The 18974-nt window shown below is 41.2% G+C and carries 10 protein-coding genes; 9 read left to right on the top strand and 1 reads right to left on the bottom strand.

The window, feature by feature from the left end:
• Nucleotides 1-59: 59 nt before the first annotated feature.
• The 9 genes from BUC01_RS05210 (at nt 60) to BUC01_RS05170 (ending at nt 18219) form a co-directional block, all read left to right on the top strand.
• On the top strand, nt 60-734 hold the full coding sequence (locus BUC01_RS05210; protein WP_083595439.1) for a double zinc ribbon and FHA domain-containing protein: 675 nt from the start codon (nt 60-62) through the stop codon (nt 732-734).
• A gap of 402 nt (nt 735-1136) precedes the next feature.
• Entirely contained in the window at nt 1137-1910 is a 774-nt protein-coding gene (locus BUC01_RS05205; protein WP_025834487.1) for a PP2C family protein-serine/threonine phosphatase, read from the top strand.
• Between the two features lie 89 nt (nt 1911-1999).
• Nucleotides 2000-3652, top strand: a complete 1653-nt coding sequence (locus BUC01_RS05200; protein ID WP_244895732.1) for a hypothetical protein — start codon at nt 2000-2002, stop codon at nt 3650-3652.
• Between the two features lie 148 nt (nt 3653-3800).
• A complete protein-coding gene (locus tag BUC01_RS05195; protein ID WP_025834491.1) occupies nt 3801-4169 on the top strand; it encodes a DUF3244 domain-containing protein in 369 nt (122 codons plus the stop codon).
• 487 nt (nt 4170-4656) lie between these two features.
• The gene (locus BUC01_RS05190; protein ID WP_073312933.1) at nt 4657-6474 is read left to right on the top strand and encodes a glycoside hydrolase family 2 protein; all 1818 of its coding nucleotides are present in this window, start codon (nt 4657-4659) and stop codon (nt 6472-6474) included.
• A 169-nt stretch (nt 6475-6643) separates the two neighbouring features.
• Nucleotides 6644-10660 carry a hybrid sensor histidine kinase/response regulator transcription factor gene (locus tag BUC01_RS05185; protein WP_073312931.1) on the top strand — a complete coding sequence of 1339 codons (4017 nt, stop codon included), beginning with the start codon at nt 6644-6646 and terminating at the stop codon, nt 10658-10660.
• Between the two features lie 31 nt (nt 10661-10691).
• Nucleotides 10692-12116 carry an L-fucose/L-arabinose isomerase family protein gene (locus BUC01_RS05180; RefSeq protein WP_025834493.1) on the top strand — a complete coding sequence of 475 codons (1425 nt, stop codon included), beginning with the start codon at nt 10692-10694 and terminating at the stop codon, nt 12114-12116.
• Between the two features lie 228 nt (nt 12117-12344).
• Complete coding sequence (locus BUC01_RS05175; protein ID WP_073313034.1) at nt 12345-15257, top strand: glycosyl hydrolase 115 family protein; 2913 nt, start codon at nt 12345-12347, stop codon at nt 15255-15257.
• A 7-nt stretch (nt 15258-15264) separates the two neighbouring features.
• A complete protein-coding gene (locus tag BUC01_RS05170) occupies nt 15265-18219 on the top strand; it encodes a glycosyl hydrolase 115 family protein (RefSeq protein ID WP_025834494.1) in 2955 nt (984 codons plus the stop codon).
• A 216-nt stretch (nt 18220-18435) separates the two neighbouring features.
• Here BUC01_RS05170 and BUC01_RS25410 read toward each other — a convergent pair whose 3' ends face one another.
• A complete protein-coding gene (locus tag BUC01_RS25410) occupies nt 18436-18612 on the bottom strand; it encodes a hypothetical protein (protein ID WP_159106530.1) in 177 nt (58 codons plus the stop codon).
• Between the last annotated feature and the right edge of the window lie 362 nt (nt 18613-18974).

The raw sequence follows: 18974 nt of genomic DNA, 5'->3' as shown, positions 1-18974 counted from the left end.
AAACGGTGGTGGGGGTGTTAATCATTGACCGTTAATCATTAATATTAATCATTAAAGAAATGAGTACATTAGTCAACTGTCCCAAGTGCAGGATAGAGATAGAAAGCGATAGTTACTATTGCGACCAATGCGGCGTTGAACTGTATATATGCCCAAAATGTCATGTGTTTGGTAAAGGAAAGAGGTGCACGCAATGTGGCCAGCCGCTGGTCTCTGCAAAAGAGGCGGCAGGAGAGGGCGCGGTGCACCCGGTTTCTTCGGCAAAACCTTCATCTCCTGAGCCTGCTGAGTCATACAACCCTGCTGTGCAGAACCCTCTGAGACAGATTGTGGCATCTTCGATGCCTGAAGCGGAAAAGACCCCTCCGACCCCCAAATCTACAAGTACACCTCCGGTTCCCGAACCTGAAAAGACCATGCGTCCGGGAGCGCCTGTGGCTCCGTTGCCGGTTCGTCTGGTTTGTTCGGCTGCGGGGATACGTTTAGGGTTAGGTGACGGTGCAGTTATCGGGCGTCGTCATGGTGATTACGTATCAGCTTTTGCTTCTCAGGGCTATGTGTCGGGAACTCATGCCCGGTTGCAAAAGAATGTCTCTAACCAATGGGAAATCACTGATTTGAATTCTACCAACGGGACATTTATCAATGGGAATCGCCTTTCACCTAATATTCCGGCTACGTTCGGTGTCGGTGATATCGTTCGTATCGCAAATCTTGATTTCAAAGTCGAATAACGCAATATAGGATGAAATAAGAATGCTTTAATAGTAAATAATGCGAATTAGTAGTTGAATTTATTGTTCATAACTGATAAAAAGGGAATCAAATGATAATTTAACGCAGCCTAAGCCTGAAAGGCTTTCATCTTACAGCCCAGGGCAACGCCCTGGGAATGAATCGTTCCCCACAATCTTACGCCCTGTAAGGGCAAAAGCTGATGTGTGCTGTTATGCCCTTACAGGGCGCGGGGATAAACATTACTTACAGCCCAGAGCAACGCCCTGGGCTGTAAGATGAAAGGCTTTCAGCCTTGAGCTGCGCAATAATCATCTGTTTCATTCATAACCTAATAATAATGCACCAATTCAACTACTGATTCGCATAAGATAGTAATAAATTTAACAACTAATAGCCTTATGTTATTATTGAAATGCCAGCTTGCCTGTGACATGGGTTGCCTGCGTACCAACAACGAAGACATGATACTCTTCAACGGCGGGCTTTATCGTGACGAAAGGTACGAACAGAAGTTTGAACTTGCTCCCCAGGCCCGTTTCACCACTTTTGTGGCGGATGGTATGGGCGGACATGAGGGGGGGGAATTTGCCAGTGAACTGGCTACCCAGGCCTTCGATCGGTTTATTACCGACCTCCCTTCCGGGCTTTCTCATGAAACGCTTTCTCGTGAAATAAAAAACTGGGTAGATGAAACCCATGCCTTGATAGTCAACAAAGGTCTTGAATTGCCGCAATACGAGGGTATGGGGACTACTTTTATCGGTATGTTCAGCTATGAAGGCAGGGTTTATATGATGAATATCGGGGACAGCCGCCTGTATCGTTATCGCAGCGGCATCTTAAAACAACTGTCTGCAGACCATTCCATGCGCGAACTGACAGGAGATGAGTCTGCTCCCTCCAATATGATATATAACTCTTTGGGTGCCGGAACGTCCGCTTTTGCCGATTTCATCGAGCTGACGGGACAATTATTGGACGAAGATCTCTTCCTGCTTTGTTCTGACGGGTTAAGCGATATGCTTACAGATGATCAGATAGAAGAGCTCCTTCAATATACCCCTACCGCCGTCCATCTGATAGAAGCGGCAAAAGCGGCAGGTGGCAGAGATAACATAAGTGTTGTGCTTCTGCAAGTGACGGAGCAAACAGATGAAGCCGAAGTAGTCTGATTCAATGTGTTTCATCATAGATAAGTCTGAACTTTCTGAACTTATTTGTTGCTATATCTTTTCCTTTTTGTTTCCTTTGTCGCTTAATTATGAATTATTTTATGTTTAACCGGCTGAATAATCTACTATATGGCTTTTGGGGCATTCTGATTTTTGTCTCCTGCAATGAGAAAAAAGTAGAAGACGGTCAACTGCTTCGTGCGGAAGCTTTAATGGCTTCTTCTCCCGACAGCAGCTACCGGATTCTCCGATCCGTCTCTTCCGAAACTCTTTCTAAGTCAGAACAGATGCATTACGGATTGCTTTTAGCCGAGGCGACAGATAAAAAGTATCTTTCTCTTTTACCCTGTGACTCATTGCTGAACGAGGCTATCCGTTACTATAACGGAGGTCTGAAGCGTGCGAAAGCTCTGATGTATAAAGGGCGTCTGCAATCCCGGATGAATATGCATAAAGAGGCTATGGAGAATTACTTTGCGGCGTTGAAGGAACTTGGAGAAACAGACAAAGAAGAGTTGCGGATAAAAGGGATGATTTATGAGGATTTGGGCAATCTGTACTCCGATCAGGTGCTGACTGCAAAGTCGACCGAAATGTTTCAAAAAGCTGAGGATTGCTTTGCCCGGTGTGCATACAAGGCGGGATTGGCTTCTGTGGCTAATGATGCAGGTTGGAATTACTTGTTGCAGGGTAATGCTCCGCTTGCCCGCGAACACATGAAAAAGGGACTGGAATTTGCTCTCGAACAGAATGATTCCGCAATTATTGCGACAATCTATCATAATCTGAGCTGTTCCTACGAAGATATGGATTCCATACTCTTTTATGGAAAACAGTCTTTAGCTTTCAGTAAAAGTTTGGCCTCAAAATCCGCTATTATGATAGGGTATGCATACCTGAATCAAGAACATCCCGATTCTGCGGAGTACTATTTCAGGCAGGCTTTGCGTGATACACTGATTGAAACAAGAGCTTTGGCCCTGTATGGCTTGAAAGATGTGATGGATATGGAAGGAGAACTTCGGCAAGCACTGGAATACTTGGAAGATTACTCGGTTGCGATGGATTCTATCTATTTCCATAAACAAAGTTCTGAAACAGAACGGAAAATCTATGAGCATGAGGCGGAAATGAAGCTCTATAAGGACAAAGTAGAGATGGAAAGAAGACATCTTTTTCTTATTATTTTCTGTTTGCTCGTGATTGTCTTCGCCGTTTGGTATGTTCAGCGGGTAAGGCGCCGTAAGAAAATCCTGCAATTAGAGTATGAGCGTGATGTAGCTTCATTAAAAGCTGATATTGCAGGACTTCAATATTATATAGCTTCATTACGTATGAAGCAGGAACAAGACAAAGCAAAGATATCGGAAAAAGAACGTGAAATAAGGAAATTGGCCGATGAAAAGGCGGAATTATGCAATATGATCTTCAAAAAAACGCCTATTTACAGGAAAGTAGAGCAACTGAGCCGCCAGGAAAAAACGAAGAAGAAGCAGGATTTGCGTATTTTGCTGGAAGACGAACAAAGACAACTTCGGTTGACCATTATGGACATATATAAAGATTATATAGCTTACTTGCGTGAAACCTATCCGAAATATACCGAGAACGACTATATATTCCTGTGTCTTTCGCTTTGTGGCTGGGATGATTTCACCATCGCTTTTTGCTTTGGCAATGTAAATAAGCAAATTGTCGCCCAAAGAAGGCATCGAATAAAACAAAAGTCTGAGGCCCAGTGATTTATAGATGAAAATGTTATTGTTGTGTATTTTAATATATTGATTTACAGTCTTTTGTAAATAGCGAATGTTATCGCTTTTATTCTTCTCCTTGCTATTATGTGGCTAACTTTGGCGTATTATTAATCCTTTAAAATGCGCGAGATACATGAAAGCATTATCATTTGTTTTGTTAGGAAGTCTGTTCTTACTGCAACCGACTATACTGTCTTTAAACGCATCAGCCATAGTTACTGAAATCTTATCTATTCCCACTGAGAAGAAAAAAATCAGGAAGCCAGCCAATATTCATTTATTGAAGGGAGAAACAAACACTCGCTCTATATTGCCCGTAGTCCCCGGTTATATTGAGGACAATCAACTTTTCATTTGTTTTCGGGTACCTGTTGAAGATGAATATTTAATAGTTAAAGACACCGAATCCGGTGAAATCGTCTATTCCGGCATTTTTACCGGTACCACTCTTACAATAAACTTAACTAATCCGGGAGAATCTTATACGGTAGAAATCGTATAAGCAAATGTTCTTTCTATCTGTTCTTTATAGAGAGCATCTTTCCTCTTTTTCATGTGCAATTTTCCTTTAGACAATTAAATTGTGCAATCTTTCGCAACGGTGGCCATCGGATATGAAGATGGTCACCGTTTGTGTACCTACACATCGCACTTTCTTTGCCTTTACATAGGCTTTCCTTTATCTTTGCACTCACAGGGTAGGCGCATTAAAATGCGTCTGCCCTGTGCTTTCCGAATATAAGAAACATAGGTAGTAGACTTAAAAAATATAGGAGATTGACGCAATCAATCCCTACATTGAACTTATTCTCCTTGCGGAATGTGGAGGAAAATGCGGCTATCCCGTGTATTTGCGATGAAAAAGTTCCCCCTCTTTCTGATTAACACGTTAAAATGAAAAGATAATTGCATTTATTGAGTCAATTACGTTATTTGAAAAATGAATTTATGGTTAGCTTTGCTTTCGAACATTTAAATAGTTAGATACCATGAAAAGATTATTCATCTCATTATTATTAGTAACGTTTTTTGTTTTAGAGAGTCTGGCTCAATGGAAACCTGCCGGTGATAGGATAAAGACAAATTGGGCCGAACAGATTAATCCATCCGAAGTATTACCGGAATACCCAAGACCCATCATGCAACGTAATGATTGGAAGAACCTGAATGGTTTGTGGGATTATGCCATTATTGATAAAGGTGGAAGCATTCCAACTGATTTTGAGGGTAAAATTCTTGTTCCGTTTGCAGTGGAATCCTCCTTGTCCGGAGTAGCAAAGAGAGTGACAGAGAATCAGGAAGTGATTTATCAACGGAGTTTTGAAATACCATCAAGTTGGAAAGGCAAGCGGATTTTGTTGCATTTTGGTGCTGTCGATTGGAAAACAGATGTATGGGTGAATGATGTGAAGGTTGGAAGCCATACTGGAGGATTTACCCCGTTCTCTTTCGATATAACCCCTGCTTTGACCGCTAAAGGAAATAATAGCCTGGTAGTGAAAGTCTGGGATCCTACGGACAAAGGACCTCAACCACGTGGTAAACAGGTCAACAAACCGGCAGGCATTTGGTATACTCCTGTAACCGGAATCTGGCAAACTGTATGGTTGGAACCTGTTGCCGGAAAACATATTGAGAATCTTCGTATCACTCCCGATATTGACCGTAACCAGCTGACTGTAAAGGCTGAACTGAATGCAAACTGTGCGTCTGATTTTGTAGAGGTGAATGTTTACGATGGTAAGCAACTGGTGGCTACGGGTAAAAGTATCAATGGAGAGGCTGTAGAAGTAGCCATGCCTGAGGTTGTTAAGTTGTGGAGTCCTGATTCGCCCTTTCTTTATACGTTGAAGGTGACTTTGAAGAGTGATGGAAAGGTGGTAGATAAAGTGGATAGTTATGCCGCCATGCGTAAATATTCTACCCGTCGGGATGCCAATGGTATTGTACGTTTGGAACTGAACAATGAGGCTTTATTCCAGTTTGGCCCTCTTGACCAAGGATGGTGGCCTGATGGCTTATATACAGCTCCTACGGATGAGGCATTGCTGTATGACATCCAGAAAACGAAAGATTTTGGTTTCAACATGATTCGTAAACATATCAAGGTGGAACCTGCCCGTTGGTATACGTATTGCGACCAGCTTGGAATCATTGTATGGCAGGATATGCCGAGTGGAGACCGTAGCCCGCAATGGCAGAACCGCAAATATTTTGATGGTACTGAGATGAAACGTTCTGCGGAATCCGAGAATTATTATCGGAAAGAGTGGAAAGAAATTATGGATTGTCTTTATTCTTATCCCTGCATTGGCACTTGGGTGCCGTTCAATGAGGCATGGGGACAATTCAAGACTGTTGAGATAGCTGAATGGACGAAACAATATGATCCTACCCGTTTTGTGAATCCGGCAAGCGGCGGTAATCATTACACTTGTGGAGATATGCTTGATCTTCATAATTATCCTGCGCCGGAGATGTATCTGTATGATGCGCAGCGTGCGACGGTCTTGGGTGAGTACGGTGGCATCGGCCTCGTTTTGAAAGACCATCTTTGGGAACCGAACCGTAACTGGGGATATGTTCAGTTTAATTCTTCCAAAGAGGCTACGGATGAATATGTGAAGTATGCGGATATGCTGTATCAGATGATAGACAGAGGATTTTCAGCAGCCGTTTATACACAGACCACTGACGTAGAGGTGGAAGTGAACGGTCTGATAACTTATGACCGCAAGGTGATAAAACTGGATGAAAAGCGTGTCAAAGAGATAAATGCGCGTATTTGCAATTCATTGAAAAAATAATCTTCCAGATTTAGGTAGCATTATTGAGGTGCTACCTATATTATAATTATTTTCTTGTTAAAACAGAATGAGATGATATTTTTATTCATTGAGATGAATTTTTCATTGTTGGGTTTGGATTTTGTCTATTTTTGAGGTGTGTTTATCTGCTTATTGAAAAATTATTTTTATGAGAAACGCATTTATTTTTTTGTTCTGTCTGTTGGAAAGTGTATTTTACTTCCTACAAGCTGCCGAAGGGCATTACTATTTTAGAAGTCTTAATATTCAGAATGGGCTGTCTCAAAACTCTGTTACTTCTATTTTGCAAGATAGGAAAGGCTTTATGTGGTTCGGTACTAAAGATGGTCTGAATCGCTATGATGGTTTTTCTTTCCGCAAGTTTAAGTATGATGAACTTAATAATAAAAGTATCGGTAATAATTTTGTGACAGCTCTTTATGAGGACAAGAAAGGAAATATTTGGGTTGGTACGGATGTGGGGCTTTATATTTATTATCCGGATAGAGATGTCTTTGAACACTTTGTAGAACAAACTTCTACAAATATAGGGATTGATAGAGCCATATCTATGATTTCAAGTGATGCTGACGGGCAGATTTGGATAGCGGTTGAGGCGCAAGGTATGTTTTGTTATAATTTGGACACCCATTCTTTATCTAATTTTCCATTAAGCGATTATCCTCATATAACTACAAATATAAAGAGCTTCACGTTTGATAATAGTGGTGTCTTATGGATAGGTTTCTATGGCGATGGGTTGTTTTATTCAAAAGATGATTTGAAGACTCTTTTGCCTTATTGCGGTCAGGAAGATGGTTCTGAGTATGTAAATGACGTTGTCTCTGATATCGTTTCAGGACCTTATAACTGTTTGTATATAGGTTCTGCTAAAGAAGGTTTGAAAGAATTGAATCTGACTTCCGGCAAGATGCGCAATCTTTTATCGGAAGATGAGAATGGAGAGGCTATTTATTGTAGGAATTTGATGTTGATGTCGGATAATGAATTATGGTTAGGCACTGAATCCGGTATTTATATTTATAATCTTCGTACTGATAAATACACTCATCTATGTAGTTCATCTTATGATCCTTACTCTTTATCGGATAATGCCATTTATTCTTTGTGTAAAGATAAAGAAGGTGGGGTCTGGATTGGGTCGTACTTTGGAGGGATAAATTATTACCCTCGTTCTTATACTTACTTTGAAAAATATTATCCCGTAAATGATAAAAATGGTATGCATGGGAAACGGGTACGTGAATTTTGTATGGATACCAAAGGTATTCTTTGGATAGGGACAGAAGATGGCGGATTAAACCGTTTTGATCCTCGTACTAAAGAGTTTCATTTTTTTGCTCCTAGTACCGAGTTTACCAATATTCACGGGTTATGTTTGGTGGATGATAAGTTGTGGGTAGGAACCTTTTCGAAAGGTTTACATATCGTAGATACTCATACAGGTAGAGTGCTGAAAACCTATATGAAAGACAGTAGCTCGGGGTCGTTGATAGATAATAGTGTCTTTTCTATTTGCAGGACGGCAGCAGGAGAAATTTATTTGGGCACAATGTTTGGATTATTACATTATAATTTGCAAACAGATGATTTTGACCAAATCGCTGAATTGAACGGTTGTTTTGTATATGATGTAAAGGAAGACTCTTACGGAAATCTTTGGTTGGCTACTTATGCAAACGGTGCGTTCTGCTATGATGTCAATCAGAAGAAATGGAAAAACTATCTGCACGATGAAGGAAACAAAAAGAGTTTGTCTTATAATAAGGTATCGAGCATTTTTGAAGATTCTCGCCGACAAATTTGGCTGACTACTCAAGGGGGTGGTTTTTGTCGATTTAATCGTGAAGACGAGAGTTTTGTTGGCTACAATTCTCGCAAGGGGTTACCTAATGATGTCGTTTACCAAATGGTGGAAGATAATTCCGGATTGATCTGGTTGACTACAAATGCTGGATTGGTCTGCTTCGACCCTACTACAGAACACATGAAAGTTTTTACTACAGCTAACGGGTTACTTTGTGACCAATTCAATTATCAGTCCAGTTATAAAGATGAGTCTGGAACGATTTATCTTGGAGGAATCGAAGGTTTTGTGTCGTTCAAACCAACTACATTTACAGAAAATAAATACTTATCTCCGGCAGTAATTACTGATTTTTCTCTATTTGGAAAAGAAGTATTGGCAGGCGAACAAAATTCTCCGCTGACCAAAAACATCACTTTTACTGATAAAATAGTGTTGAAGCATAATCAGAATTCTTTTTCTTTCAGAGTTGCTGCATTGAGTTATCAAGCTCCGAGGATGAATAAAATTATGTATAAGTTAGAAGGTTTTGACAAAGAATGGTTGCCCGTAGGTGAAAGTCCGGTGGCTACTTATGCTAACCTGACTTATGGAGACTACACATTTCGGGTTAGAGCTTCTAATGGAAATGGACTTTGGAATAAAGAAGAGGCTGCTGTAGAAGTTCATATTCTTCCCCCCTTTTACCTCACAATATGGGCTTATCTTGCGTATGCATTGCTGGCTATAGGCTGCTCTGTCTATGCTATTCTTTATTTTAAGCGCCGCAACAATCGTAAACATCGTCGACAGATGGAGAAGTTCGAACAGAAAAAGGAACGTGAAGTTTATAATGCAAAAATAGATTTCTTTACTAATGTGGCACATGAAATACGTACACCGCTGACTCTGATAAAGGGACCTTTGGAAAATATTATTCTGAAAAAACAAGTCGATACTGAAACGAGGGAAGACTTGAACATTATGAAGCAGAATACCGAACGTTTGTTAAACTTGACAAATCAGCTACTTGACTTCCGTAAGACGGAAACACAGGGATTCCGTTTGAATTTTGCCGAATGTAACATTACAGAACTTTTACGCGAAACCTATTTACGTTTTACTTCTTTGGCAAAGCAGAAAGGGCTGGATTTCAAATTGCAATTGCCGGAAGGAGATTTGTTGGCTCATGTCAATAAAGAAGCCCTTACGAAGATAATAAGTAATTTGTTGAATAATGCAGTGAAGTATTCTGAGTCTTATGTACAAATTTCCCTCGAAGTAGATCAGCGAGCTGAGAAGAACGTATTCCGGATTCGTACGGTAAATGACGGGGCAATTATTCCGGATGCTATGAAAGAAAAAATATTCCAGCCTTTTGTACGCTTTACTGAAGAGGGAGAGCGGCAAGTGGCTACAGGCACAGGAATCGGACTTGCTCTTTCCCGTTCTTTGGCTGAATTCCATCAAGGTACCTTGCAAATGGATAAGGGAGAACTGACGAATAGTTTCTGTTTAACTTTACCTATGATACAAGATTCTGCAATTACATTGGCGCATGAAACAATGTCGGTCAATGCGGATAAAGTCGTGGAGCAACAGAGAGGGGTATTGGATAATAATAAGAGTAATCAGGCTACTATTTTAGTAGTAGAAGATAACTCGGATATGCAGGCATTTATTACTCGCCAGTTATCAGGGTATTATTCCGTTTTGACTGCCTCCAACGGAGAAGAAGCCTTGCGGACTTTGGATGACAATTATGTAAATCTGGTAGTAAGTGATGTACTGATGCCGGTAATGGATGGCTTCGAACTTTGCAAGACGATAAAGTCAAAACTTGATTATAGCCATATTCCGGTTATTTTGCTTACTGCGAAGACGAATATCCAGTCGAAAATCGAAGGTCTGGAACTGGGTGCGGATGCCTATATAGAGAAGCCTTTTTCGGTAGAATACCTGTATGCATGCATTTCCAGCCTGATAGCCAATCGGGAAAAATTGCGTCAAACATTTGCAAAGTCTCCATTCGTTGCGGTTAATACAATGGCTTTAACGAAAGCGGATGAAGAGTTTATCAAGCACTTGAATGAGATAATTCTCGCCAATCTGCATAATCCGGATTTTGGCATGGATGATATCGCGGATATCCTAAACATGAGCCGTTCCAGTTTCTACCGGAAAATAAAGGGAATTCTGGATTTGAGTCCGAATGAATATTTGCGGTTGGAGCGTCTGAAACAGGCTGCTCAATTGCTTAAGGAAGGTGAGAACCGTATTAATGAGGTTTGCTACCGCGTTGGGTTTAATTCGCCATCTTATTTTGCTAAGTGCTTTTTGAAACAATTCGGTGTTTTGCCGAAAGATTTTGTGGGATAAACTTATGAATTAATTATAAAAAAGAAGAATCATGACACGAGAGAAAGTAAAAGTTGGTCTTTTAGGAGTAGGTCTGGATACATATTGGAAGCAATTTGATGGGCTTCTTGCCCGTTTGTTGAGTTATCAGGACAGCATATCCTCCCAAATAGGTGCAATGGATGCCGAAGTTATAAATGTAGGAATGGTGGATACACCGGAGAAGGCAAGACAGAGCGCAATGTTTTTGAAACAGGCGGATGTCGAGGTCGTATTTTTGTTTATTTCTACTTATGCTCTGTCTTCCACAATATTGCCGGTAGCACAGGTAGTTGGCAAACCTATTGTGATGCTGAATGTGCAGCCGACTTCGGCTATTGATTATGCTTTTGTAAATTCAATGTCTGACAGAGGGAAGATGACCGGTGAGTGGTTGGCGCATTGTCAGGCATGTTCTGTTCCGGAATTTGCGAGTGTGTTCAACCGAGCTGGCATTAAGTATGACATTGTCACCGGCTATCTGTCTGATGAATCGGTTTGGGAGGAAGTGACCTCTTGGGTTGCTGCGTCTCGCGTAGTTTATGGATTGCGTAATAACAGACTGGGCATTTTAGGCCACTATTATTGTGGAATGCTTGACGTTTATACGGATGTGACGCGTTTGAGCGCAACTTTCGGCACTCATATAGAAATGTTGGAAATGTGTGAGTTGAAGGCTTTGAGAGACGAAGTGACTGACATGGAAATGAATGAGAAATTAAAAGAGTTTCATGAAAAGTTTGAAGTGTCTTCATTGTGTGAATCTATCGAACTGACGAGGGCGGCTAAGACTTCTGTTGCGTTGGATAAACTGGTAAAATCCCATCGATTGACTGCGATGGCGTATTATTATGAAGGATTTCAAGGGAACGATTATGAGAATATTGTGACTTCGGTTATAGCAGGCAATACGCTTTTAACTGGATACGGTATACCCGTTGCCGGTGAGTGCGAGGTGAAAAATGCACAAGCGATGAAAATATTATCGTTGTTAGGTTCGGGAGGTTCCTTTTCGGAATTCTATGCTATGGATTTTGACGATGATGTCATATTGTTAGGACATGATGGTCCGGCTCATTTCGCTATTGCCGAAGGTCAGGTCAAGTTGGTTCCGCTTCCGTTGTATCATGGGAAACCGGGAAAGGGCTTATCTATACAGATGAGTGTGAAACAAGGAAAAGTAACTCTTTTATCTGTCTGTGAAGGAGTGGATGGATTTTTCTTACTGGCAACTGAAGGAGAAGCTGTTCCGGGAGAAACATTACACATTGGCAATACTAATAGTCGTTACCGTTTTCCTTGTGGAGCTCGTCATTTTATGGAGCAGTGGAGTAAGGCAGGACCTTCACACCATTGTGCTATCGGCGTAGGACATAAAGTAAAGGAGTTGAAAAAAATTGCTTTTATCTTAGGAATTCCTCTTGTGGTTATTCAATAAAAATGGGCGAATATTATATTCTCATGCGATGAATGTGGTTTTTGAGAGTTTGAGACGTTTCTTTTATTTATTGGGATATTTCTTTTATGACTGAATAGGCAGAGGACCTAAATTTGCCACATCCATTTAATGGAGTCTCAGAGTTAAGTTAATGCTATGAAAACATATTCCTTTTATAGTATTATATGCTTTCTGAGAATAAGTCAAACCCTAATACTATTAAGTATGATGAAGAAAATCAGTTTATTATTATTGTTATTATTCAGTTTCACTGTGAGTAGTTATTCTCAGCTTGTTTTAGTAGATAAACAACAAGGGGAGGATGTCTTTCCTGTTGTCACTTCAGCCTCAAAATCGGTAGTATGCTATGACAGGTCGGATGAAGAATCGGTAAAGAAAACAGTGAAGCTGTTTGTAGAAGATGTTGAACGCGTTACAGGGAAACGGTTGGAATTAAAGGAGAAAATGCCTTCCGGCAAGGATGTCATACTTGTTGGGATGATAGGGAAAAATAAATATATCAATCAGTTGGTTGCCCAAGGTAAACTAGATATAAGCTCAATTAAAAATGGTTGGGAACAATATGTAATTACTATAATCAATAATCCGTTTGCCGGTGTCGGAAAAGCGTTGGTGATAGCAGGATGTGACCGTAGAGGAACTTCTTATGGTCTCTTCTCTGTTTCAGAAGCCATTGGAGTATCTCCGTGGTATTGGTGGGCGGATGCTCCGGTGGTTAAAAAGAAAGAACTGCGTTTGCAAGTAAATACTATTGTGTCGAAAGAGCCTTCGGTAAAATATAGAGGAATTTTTATTAATGATGAAGATTGGGGATTAAAACCTTGGGCCTCAAAAGTGTTTGAACCGGAAACCGGTGATATAGGTCCTAAAACGTATGCTAAGATCTGTGAGTTGTTGCTTCGTCTGAAAGCAAATTACTTGTGTCCTGCAATGCACTCTTGCACAAAAGCCTTCAATCATTATCCTAAGAATAAGTTGGTTGCGGACAGTTTTGCAATTGTGATGGGGTCGGTACATTGCGAGCCTCTGTTATTTAACAATGCAAGTGAATGGGATAGAAGTACTATGGGCGAGTGGAATTACGTAAAGAACCGTGATGGCATTAATAAGGTATTGCGCAAACGCGTACAGGAGAATGGAAAGTTCGAGAATGTTTATACATTGGCAATGCGAGGCATTCATGATGCGGTGATGGCAGGGAATTTGTCGTTGGAAGAGCAGGCGCGCGTGCTTGAAAAGGCTTTTGACGACCAACGGAATATTTTGGAAAGTGAAATTTCGAAACCGGCCAATCAGATACCCCAAGCGTTTACCCCTTATAAGGAGGTTTTGGAAACCTACGATCACGGAATGGTTTTGCCGGATGACGTGACTATTGTATGGTCTGAAGATGATTTCGGATATATAAAAAGATTAAGTAACTCAGAAGAACGTAAGCGTTCCGGTCGTTCCGGAGTCTATTATCATGTTTCTTATTGGGGACCTCCGAAGCATTATTTATGGATAGCAACTACTCCTCCTGCGCTGATGTATGAGGAACTGGAAAAGGCGTATCGTGCCACGGCCGACAGGCTGTGGGTGGTGAATGTCGGTGATATTAAGCCTGCGGAATACCACATCACTTTGTTTATGGATATGGCTTATGATATAGAGCGTTTTAATTTCAATAATATAAATACGCACAGTGTAGATTTTCTTTGTCGGATGTTTGGAGAGGAGTATAGAGAAGATTTGTCAGATATCCAACAGACCTATTTCCAATTGGCATTTGCCCGCAAACCGGAATATATGGAACGAAGCACAGATACTGAGTTTTCCATTCAGAACTATCGGGAAGCGGACAAGCGTTTGGCAGCTTATGAGCGTATATCAGCAAAGGCAGAGGCTATCTTGAATAAATTGGATAAAGAAGCCGTACCCGCATTTTTCCAGTTGGTATATTACAATGTGAAGGGAGCGGCATTAGTTAACCAAATGACTCTTAATGCCCAGAAAAATAGGCTATATGCTTCGCAAAAAAGATCTGCGGCTAATTTACTGCGGAGTCGGGTGAAAGCCTATGGCGATAGCCTGGAGATTATAACGAAGCGATATAACTCCTTGTTGAATGGCAAATGGCAGGGAATGATGTCCTTGATTCATGGTGGAGCGCGTTCCTTTGAGCGTGCGCGGACTGATTCCGTTTCATTGAGTCCGGTACCGACTTTGGGAGTCTCCTGTGAAGCTGCGGACAATATGAAAGGAGTCTCCAATGTGCATGTGATACCATGCTTTAATAAATATCTACCCCAATCTTATTATGTGGATGTATTTAATAGCGGCATGGGAAAATTGAAGTGGAAAGCTGTTCCTTCTGACCCATGGATATTGGTTAATAAAAAGAGCGGGGCGACATATTCAGAGGAGCGTATCAATGTATCTGTAGATTGGAGCAAAGTTCCTGTTGGAGAGTCTGTTTCAGGATCTATTGATATTTCTTCAGGGAGTGGTGAAAAGCAGACAGTGTTTGTATCAGTCTTTAATCCGGAAACTCCTTCGGTGGAAGAGTTGAAAGGACTATATGTGGAAAATAATGGTTATGTTTCTATTGACGCTACAGGTTTTCACCGGAAGCGTGAGGATGCGAATATAAAATTTGACGTGGTCGAAGGATTGGGATTTGATAATAAAGTGATGCGTTTAGGAGATGCATTTGCAAAGACGCCCTATCTGGATGGGCTGATACTGACTTCTAACTATGTAGCTCCGGTGCGTGGCGATAAATATCCGGTTTTGGAGTATGATTTCTATTCTTTTCAGACGGGGCCGGTAGATGTTTATACCTATATGATGCCTATCTTCCCGTTAGATAATGAGCATGGTTCACGCTATGGAGTGATGGTAGATAACAGTCCGGTATATTTGCCGGAAGCGGGGGCGACATATTATAGTACTCCGTGGATTCAGAGTGTGTTGAGAAATTGTAGAATCAATAAGACTACCCATTTCATTAATAAGCCGGGAAAGCACACCGTAAAAATCTATTGTGCCCATCCGGGAATGATGCTGCAAAAGATAGTTGTGGATTTCGGAGGCTTGAAACGTTCCTATATGGGACCGGAAACAACAAGAATAAATTGAAAGGAATATGACGAAATTAAAAGTGATTTTAATCCTGGTGGCATGTCTGTCAGGTGTATCAACAGTTTGGGCTCAAGTTTCATTGACGAAAGGTGGAAGTGGAGCTGATGAATTTGAATTGGTAAAGTCGGGGAAGGCAGCCAAGCTTTATTACGATATCCGGGATTTTGAAGTAATAAAGAAATCGGCTCATCTATTTAGTAATGACGTACGGTTGGTGACCGACCGCGAAATAGCAGTTAGCGAGGCTGTGGAAGAGATGTCTTCGAATTGTATAATTGTGGGTACATTGGGACATAATGAGTTGATAGACAAGCTTATTCTCAAAAAGAAACTGGATGTAAGCACTTTGAAAGACAAATGGGAGAGCTTCCATATAGAAGTAGTCCGTAACCCTTTCCCCGGAGTAAAGAAAGCATTGGTTGTGGTTGGAAGTGACCGCAGGGGGACGGCCTATGGCTTATTCTCAATCTCAGAGTCGATAGGCGTTTCTCCGTGGTACTGGTGGGCGGATGCTCCCGTAGCGAAACGGAAAGAATTGTGTCTTAAAGTTCAAAAGATGACTTCCGAAGAACCCACAGTAAAATACCGTGGCATATTTATAAATGATGAGGATTGGGGATTGCTCCGATGGGCTAAAACAAATTTCGAGAAAGAGCGTGGTAATATTGGTCCTAAAACTTATGCCAAAGTTTGTGAACTCCTTTTGCGGTTGAAAGCGAACTATCTTTGTCCTGCAATGCATGAAGCCTCCACAGCTTTCAATAAGATTCCTGAAAATAAATTGGTAGCAGATAGCTTTGCCATTGTGATGGGGTCTGTGCACTGTGAACCGTTATTGTTCAACAATGCCAGTGAGTGGGATAAGAAAACCATGGGAGACTGGGACTATGTGAATAACAAAGAAATGCTTGACAGGGTTTTGAGGCAAAGGGTCGTAGATAATTCTCCTTATGAGAATGTGTATACACTGGCCTTACGTGGTCTGCATGATAAGGCTATGGGCGGAAGCAGTGACATGAAGGAGCGTGTCAAACTTCTGGGCGATGCGTTGAATGCTCAACGGCAATTGCTGGTTGATGTGATAAAGAAGCCAGCCAATGAAATCCCGCAAGCCTTTACTCCTTATAAAGAGGTGTTGGATGTATACAATGCCGGGCTTGAGTTGCCGGATGATGTTACGATTATTTGGCCTGATGACAATTACGGTTATATGAAACGCCTGAGCAGTCCGCGTGAACAGAAACGCTCCGGTCGTGCAGGTGTCTATTACCATGTTTCATATCTGGGAAAGCCGCATGACTACTTATGGATGAGTACCATATCCCCTGCATTGATGTATGAGGAACTCCGTAAAGCGTACGACGCGACAGCAGACCGCGTATGGCTTTTGAATGTAGGTGATATAAAGTCTTGTGAGTTCTCAATGAATCTGTTTTTGTCCATGGCTTACGATATTAATGCGTTCGGTTATCATAATATATCTACCTGTCAGGCCCGTTGGCTGGCCGACATGTTCGGACAGGAGTATTATGAAGATTTTCGGGATATAACCACCACGTTCTACCACCAATCCTTTTCCCGTAAGCCCGAACTCATGGGGTGGGGATATCAGTGGTCCACCAATAAGCATGGCAAGGAGCGAAATACTGATACCGATTTCTCGTTCACGAACTATCGTGAGGCAGATACCCGTTTGGCGGAATATGACCGCATCGGAACAAAAGTGGATTCCATTTTGCAACAATTGCCGGAAAGTGAGAAAGCCGGGTTCTATCAACTCCTGTATTATCCGGTGAAAGGTTGTGAATACTTAAACAAAATGGTGCTTTACGGACAGAAAAACCGCTGGTACGCATTGCAGGGAAGGGCAGCTACGGATAGTATAGCTAAAGAGGCGAAAGCCTGTTATGATAGTTTGCAAATAATAACCCAAGGATACAATTCGCTGTTGAACGGGAAGTGGAATCCGGTAATGACGACACGCCAGGGTTTTGCGGCTTCCTATTTTGAACTCCCGAAACTGTTGGATGTCAGTTTGCCTGCAGCTGCGTCTTTGGGAGTGTTGACTGAGGGAGAGGATGTGCTTCGGGGAAAGAGCAGTATTCGCACTTTACCTGCTTTCAACACATATTTCCGTCAATCTTATTATTTTGACTTATTTAATAAAGGCCTTGCCCCGTTGGAGTGGAACCTTGAAGTTTCTGACGATTGGATTATTGTTAATAGAAAAGAAGGTGTAACAAAGCAGGAAGAACGTATTTGGGTGTCTGTTGACTGGAGTCGGGTACCTGTAGGAGAACGCGTGTCAGGAGTGATTGATGTGATGGCCGGAAATGCCGGAAAAGATAAAATATATGTTTCGGTCTTCAATCCATCTTCTCCCTCTTTGCAAGAACTGGATACCTTGTTCGTGGAACATAATGGATATGTTTCCATTAATGCGGCTGATTATCATCGAAAAGTTGAAAATGAGGATATTAAGATTAAACTGATTCCGAACTTAGGCTTTGAAGATGCTTCAGTACAACTGGGTAATCCCATAGCACCGGTACAGAGAACGGGCAACAGCACCGTGCCGCGTGTTGAATATGACTTTTATGCTTTTGGGCAAGGTTCTGTAGATGTATATACGTATGTGCTGCCTACATTTACTTTGAGCACCGATAAGGATTATGCAGGTCATGAGGCTACAAATATTGAAACAAAGTATGGAGTCTGCATTGACGATGGTCCGGTGATGAATCCTTCCACCTCTTCTTTTGAATATGCGCAAATATGGTATGAGAGCGTGTTGAAGAATTGTCGAATAAATAAAACGACATTGCATATTAATGAGCCGGGCAAACATACTGTGAAAGTGTTGTGTGGAGATCCGGGCACCGTTCTACAGAAAGTTGTATTAGATTTTGGGGGTATGCAGCGTTCATACCTTGGTCCCAGACCAACTAAAACAAAATAGTGCATATCAAATCAGTTACAAGCTATGGGCTACAAGTACCTTTCGGAATATAGCGCAGCTACTTGTAGCCCGTAGCTTCATTCCTTTCCGATGTGAACATCTTTCTTTACCTTATAAGTACATGGTTGTTTCCTCTCGTGAAAATTCTGTTTACCCCAAATGATCACTTCATTTACATGCCGAGGTAAAGGTCGTTACAATAAGGGGTAAAGGCCGTTACAATAAAGGATAAAGGTCGTTACATCCTGCGGTAAATGCTTTTACATTATAAGGTAAATAGCGTGTAAATACTATCTGCTGATAATCAGTTAGTTGCTTAAATGCCTTAGCAAGGATGGTTCGCTGCTTTTCAATTTTGGAGGTGGTAGATGAAACGGCAGAGTACCGTTTCATTTATCACCTCTCGTCGGAATTGTGTATTAGGATTTGCAATCATCCTGAAAACGCATGCGCTTCTATTTTTGCCTCCTGTCCGAATCTTTAAAACTACGCCATTATGTGTCATTACGCTTGAAAAATTACTTGTATAGGACGGATATCTCACTCTGAACAGATTTTAGTATATATAATGGTCGATTGAGACGCTTTTTCTATTTAATGGGACACTTGTTACATCTGTCAAATGTGTATTTCGCTACCTTTGTATCAGGATATCACTCCGAAATTGTTGGAGTAAGTCTTAAGAATAAGATAATATAACTGGATTTGGTGATTATATAGTAATTTGTTAATTTTATTTTAAAAAGCTATGGTAA

The sequence above is a fragment of the Bacteroides stercorirosoris genome, from assembly GCF_900142015.1.
Lineage (GTDB): Bacteria > Bacteroidota > Bacteroidia > Bacteroidales > Bacteroidaceae > Bacteroides > Bacteroides stercorirosoris.
This window is presented reverse-complemented; position numbering and strand designations above follow the sequence as displayed.

Bases quoted from the DNA above. Each gene is read 5' to 3' on its own strand.
- BUC01_RS05185 (WP_073312931.1), top strand. From the start codon at position 6,644: ATGAGAAACGCATTTATTTTTTTGTTCTGTCTGTTGGAAAGTGTATTT.
- BUC01_RS05180 (WP_025834493.1), top strand. From the start codon at position 10,692: ATGACACGAGAGAAAGTAAAAGTTGGTCTTTTAGGAGTAGGTCTGGAT.
- BUC01_RS05190 (WP_073312933.1), top strand. From the start codon at position 4,657: ATGAAAAGATTATTCATCTCATTATTATTAGTAACGTTTTTTGTTTTA.
- BUC01_RS05205 (WP_025834487.1), top strand. From the start codon at position 1,137: ATGTTATTATTGAAATGCCAGCTTGCCTGTGACATGGGTTGCCTGCGT.
- BUC01_RS05175 (WP_073313034.1), top strand. From the start codon at position 12,345: ATGAAGAAAATCAGTTTATTATTATTGTTATTATTCAGTTTCACTGTG.
- BUC01_RS05210 (WP_083595439.1), top strand. From the start codon at position 60: ATGAGTACATTAGTCAACTGTCCCAAGTGCAGGATAGAGATAGAAAGC.
- BUC01_RS05200 (WP_244895732.1), top strand. From the start codon at position 2,000: ATGAATTATTTTATGTTTAACCGGCTGAATAATCTACTATATGGCTTT.
- BUC01_RS05170 (WP_025834494.1), top strand. From the start codon at position 15,265: ATGACGAAATTAAAAGTGATTTTAATCCTGGTGGCATGTCTGTCAGGT.
- BUC01_RS05195 (WP_025834491.1), top strand. From the start codon at position 3,801: ATGAAAGCATTATCATTTGTTTTGTTAGGAAGTCTGTTCTTACTGCAA.
- BUC01_RS25410 (WP_159106530.1), bottom strand. From the start codon at position 18,612: ATGAAACGGTACTCTGCCGTTTCATCTACCACCTCCAAAATTGAAAAG.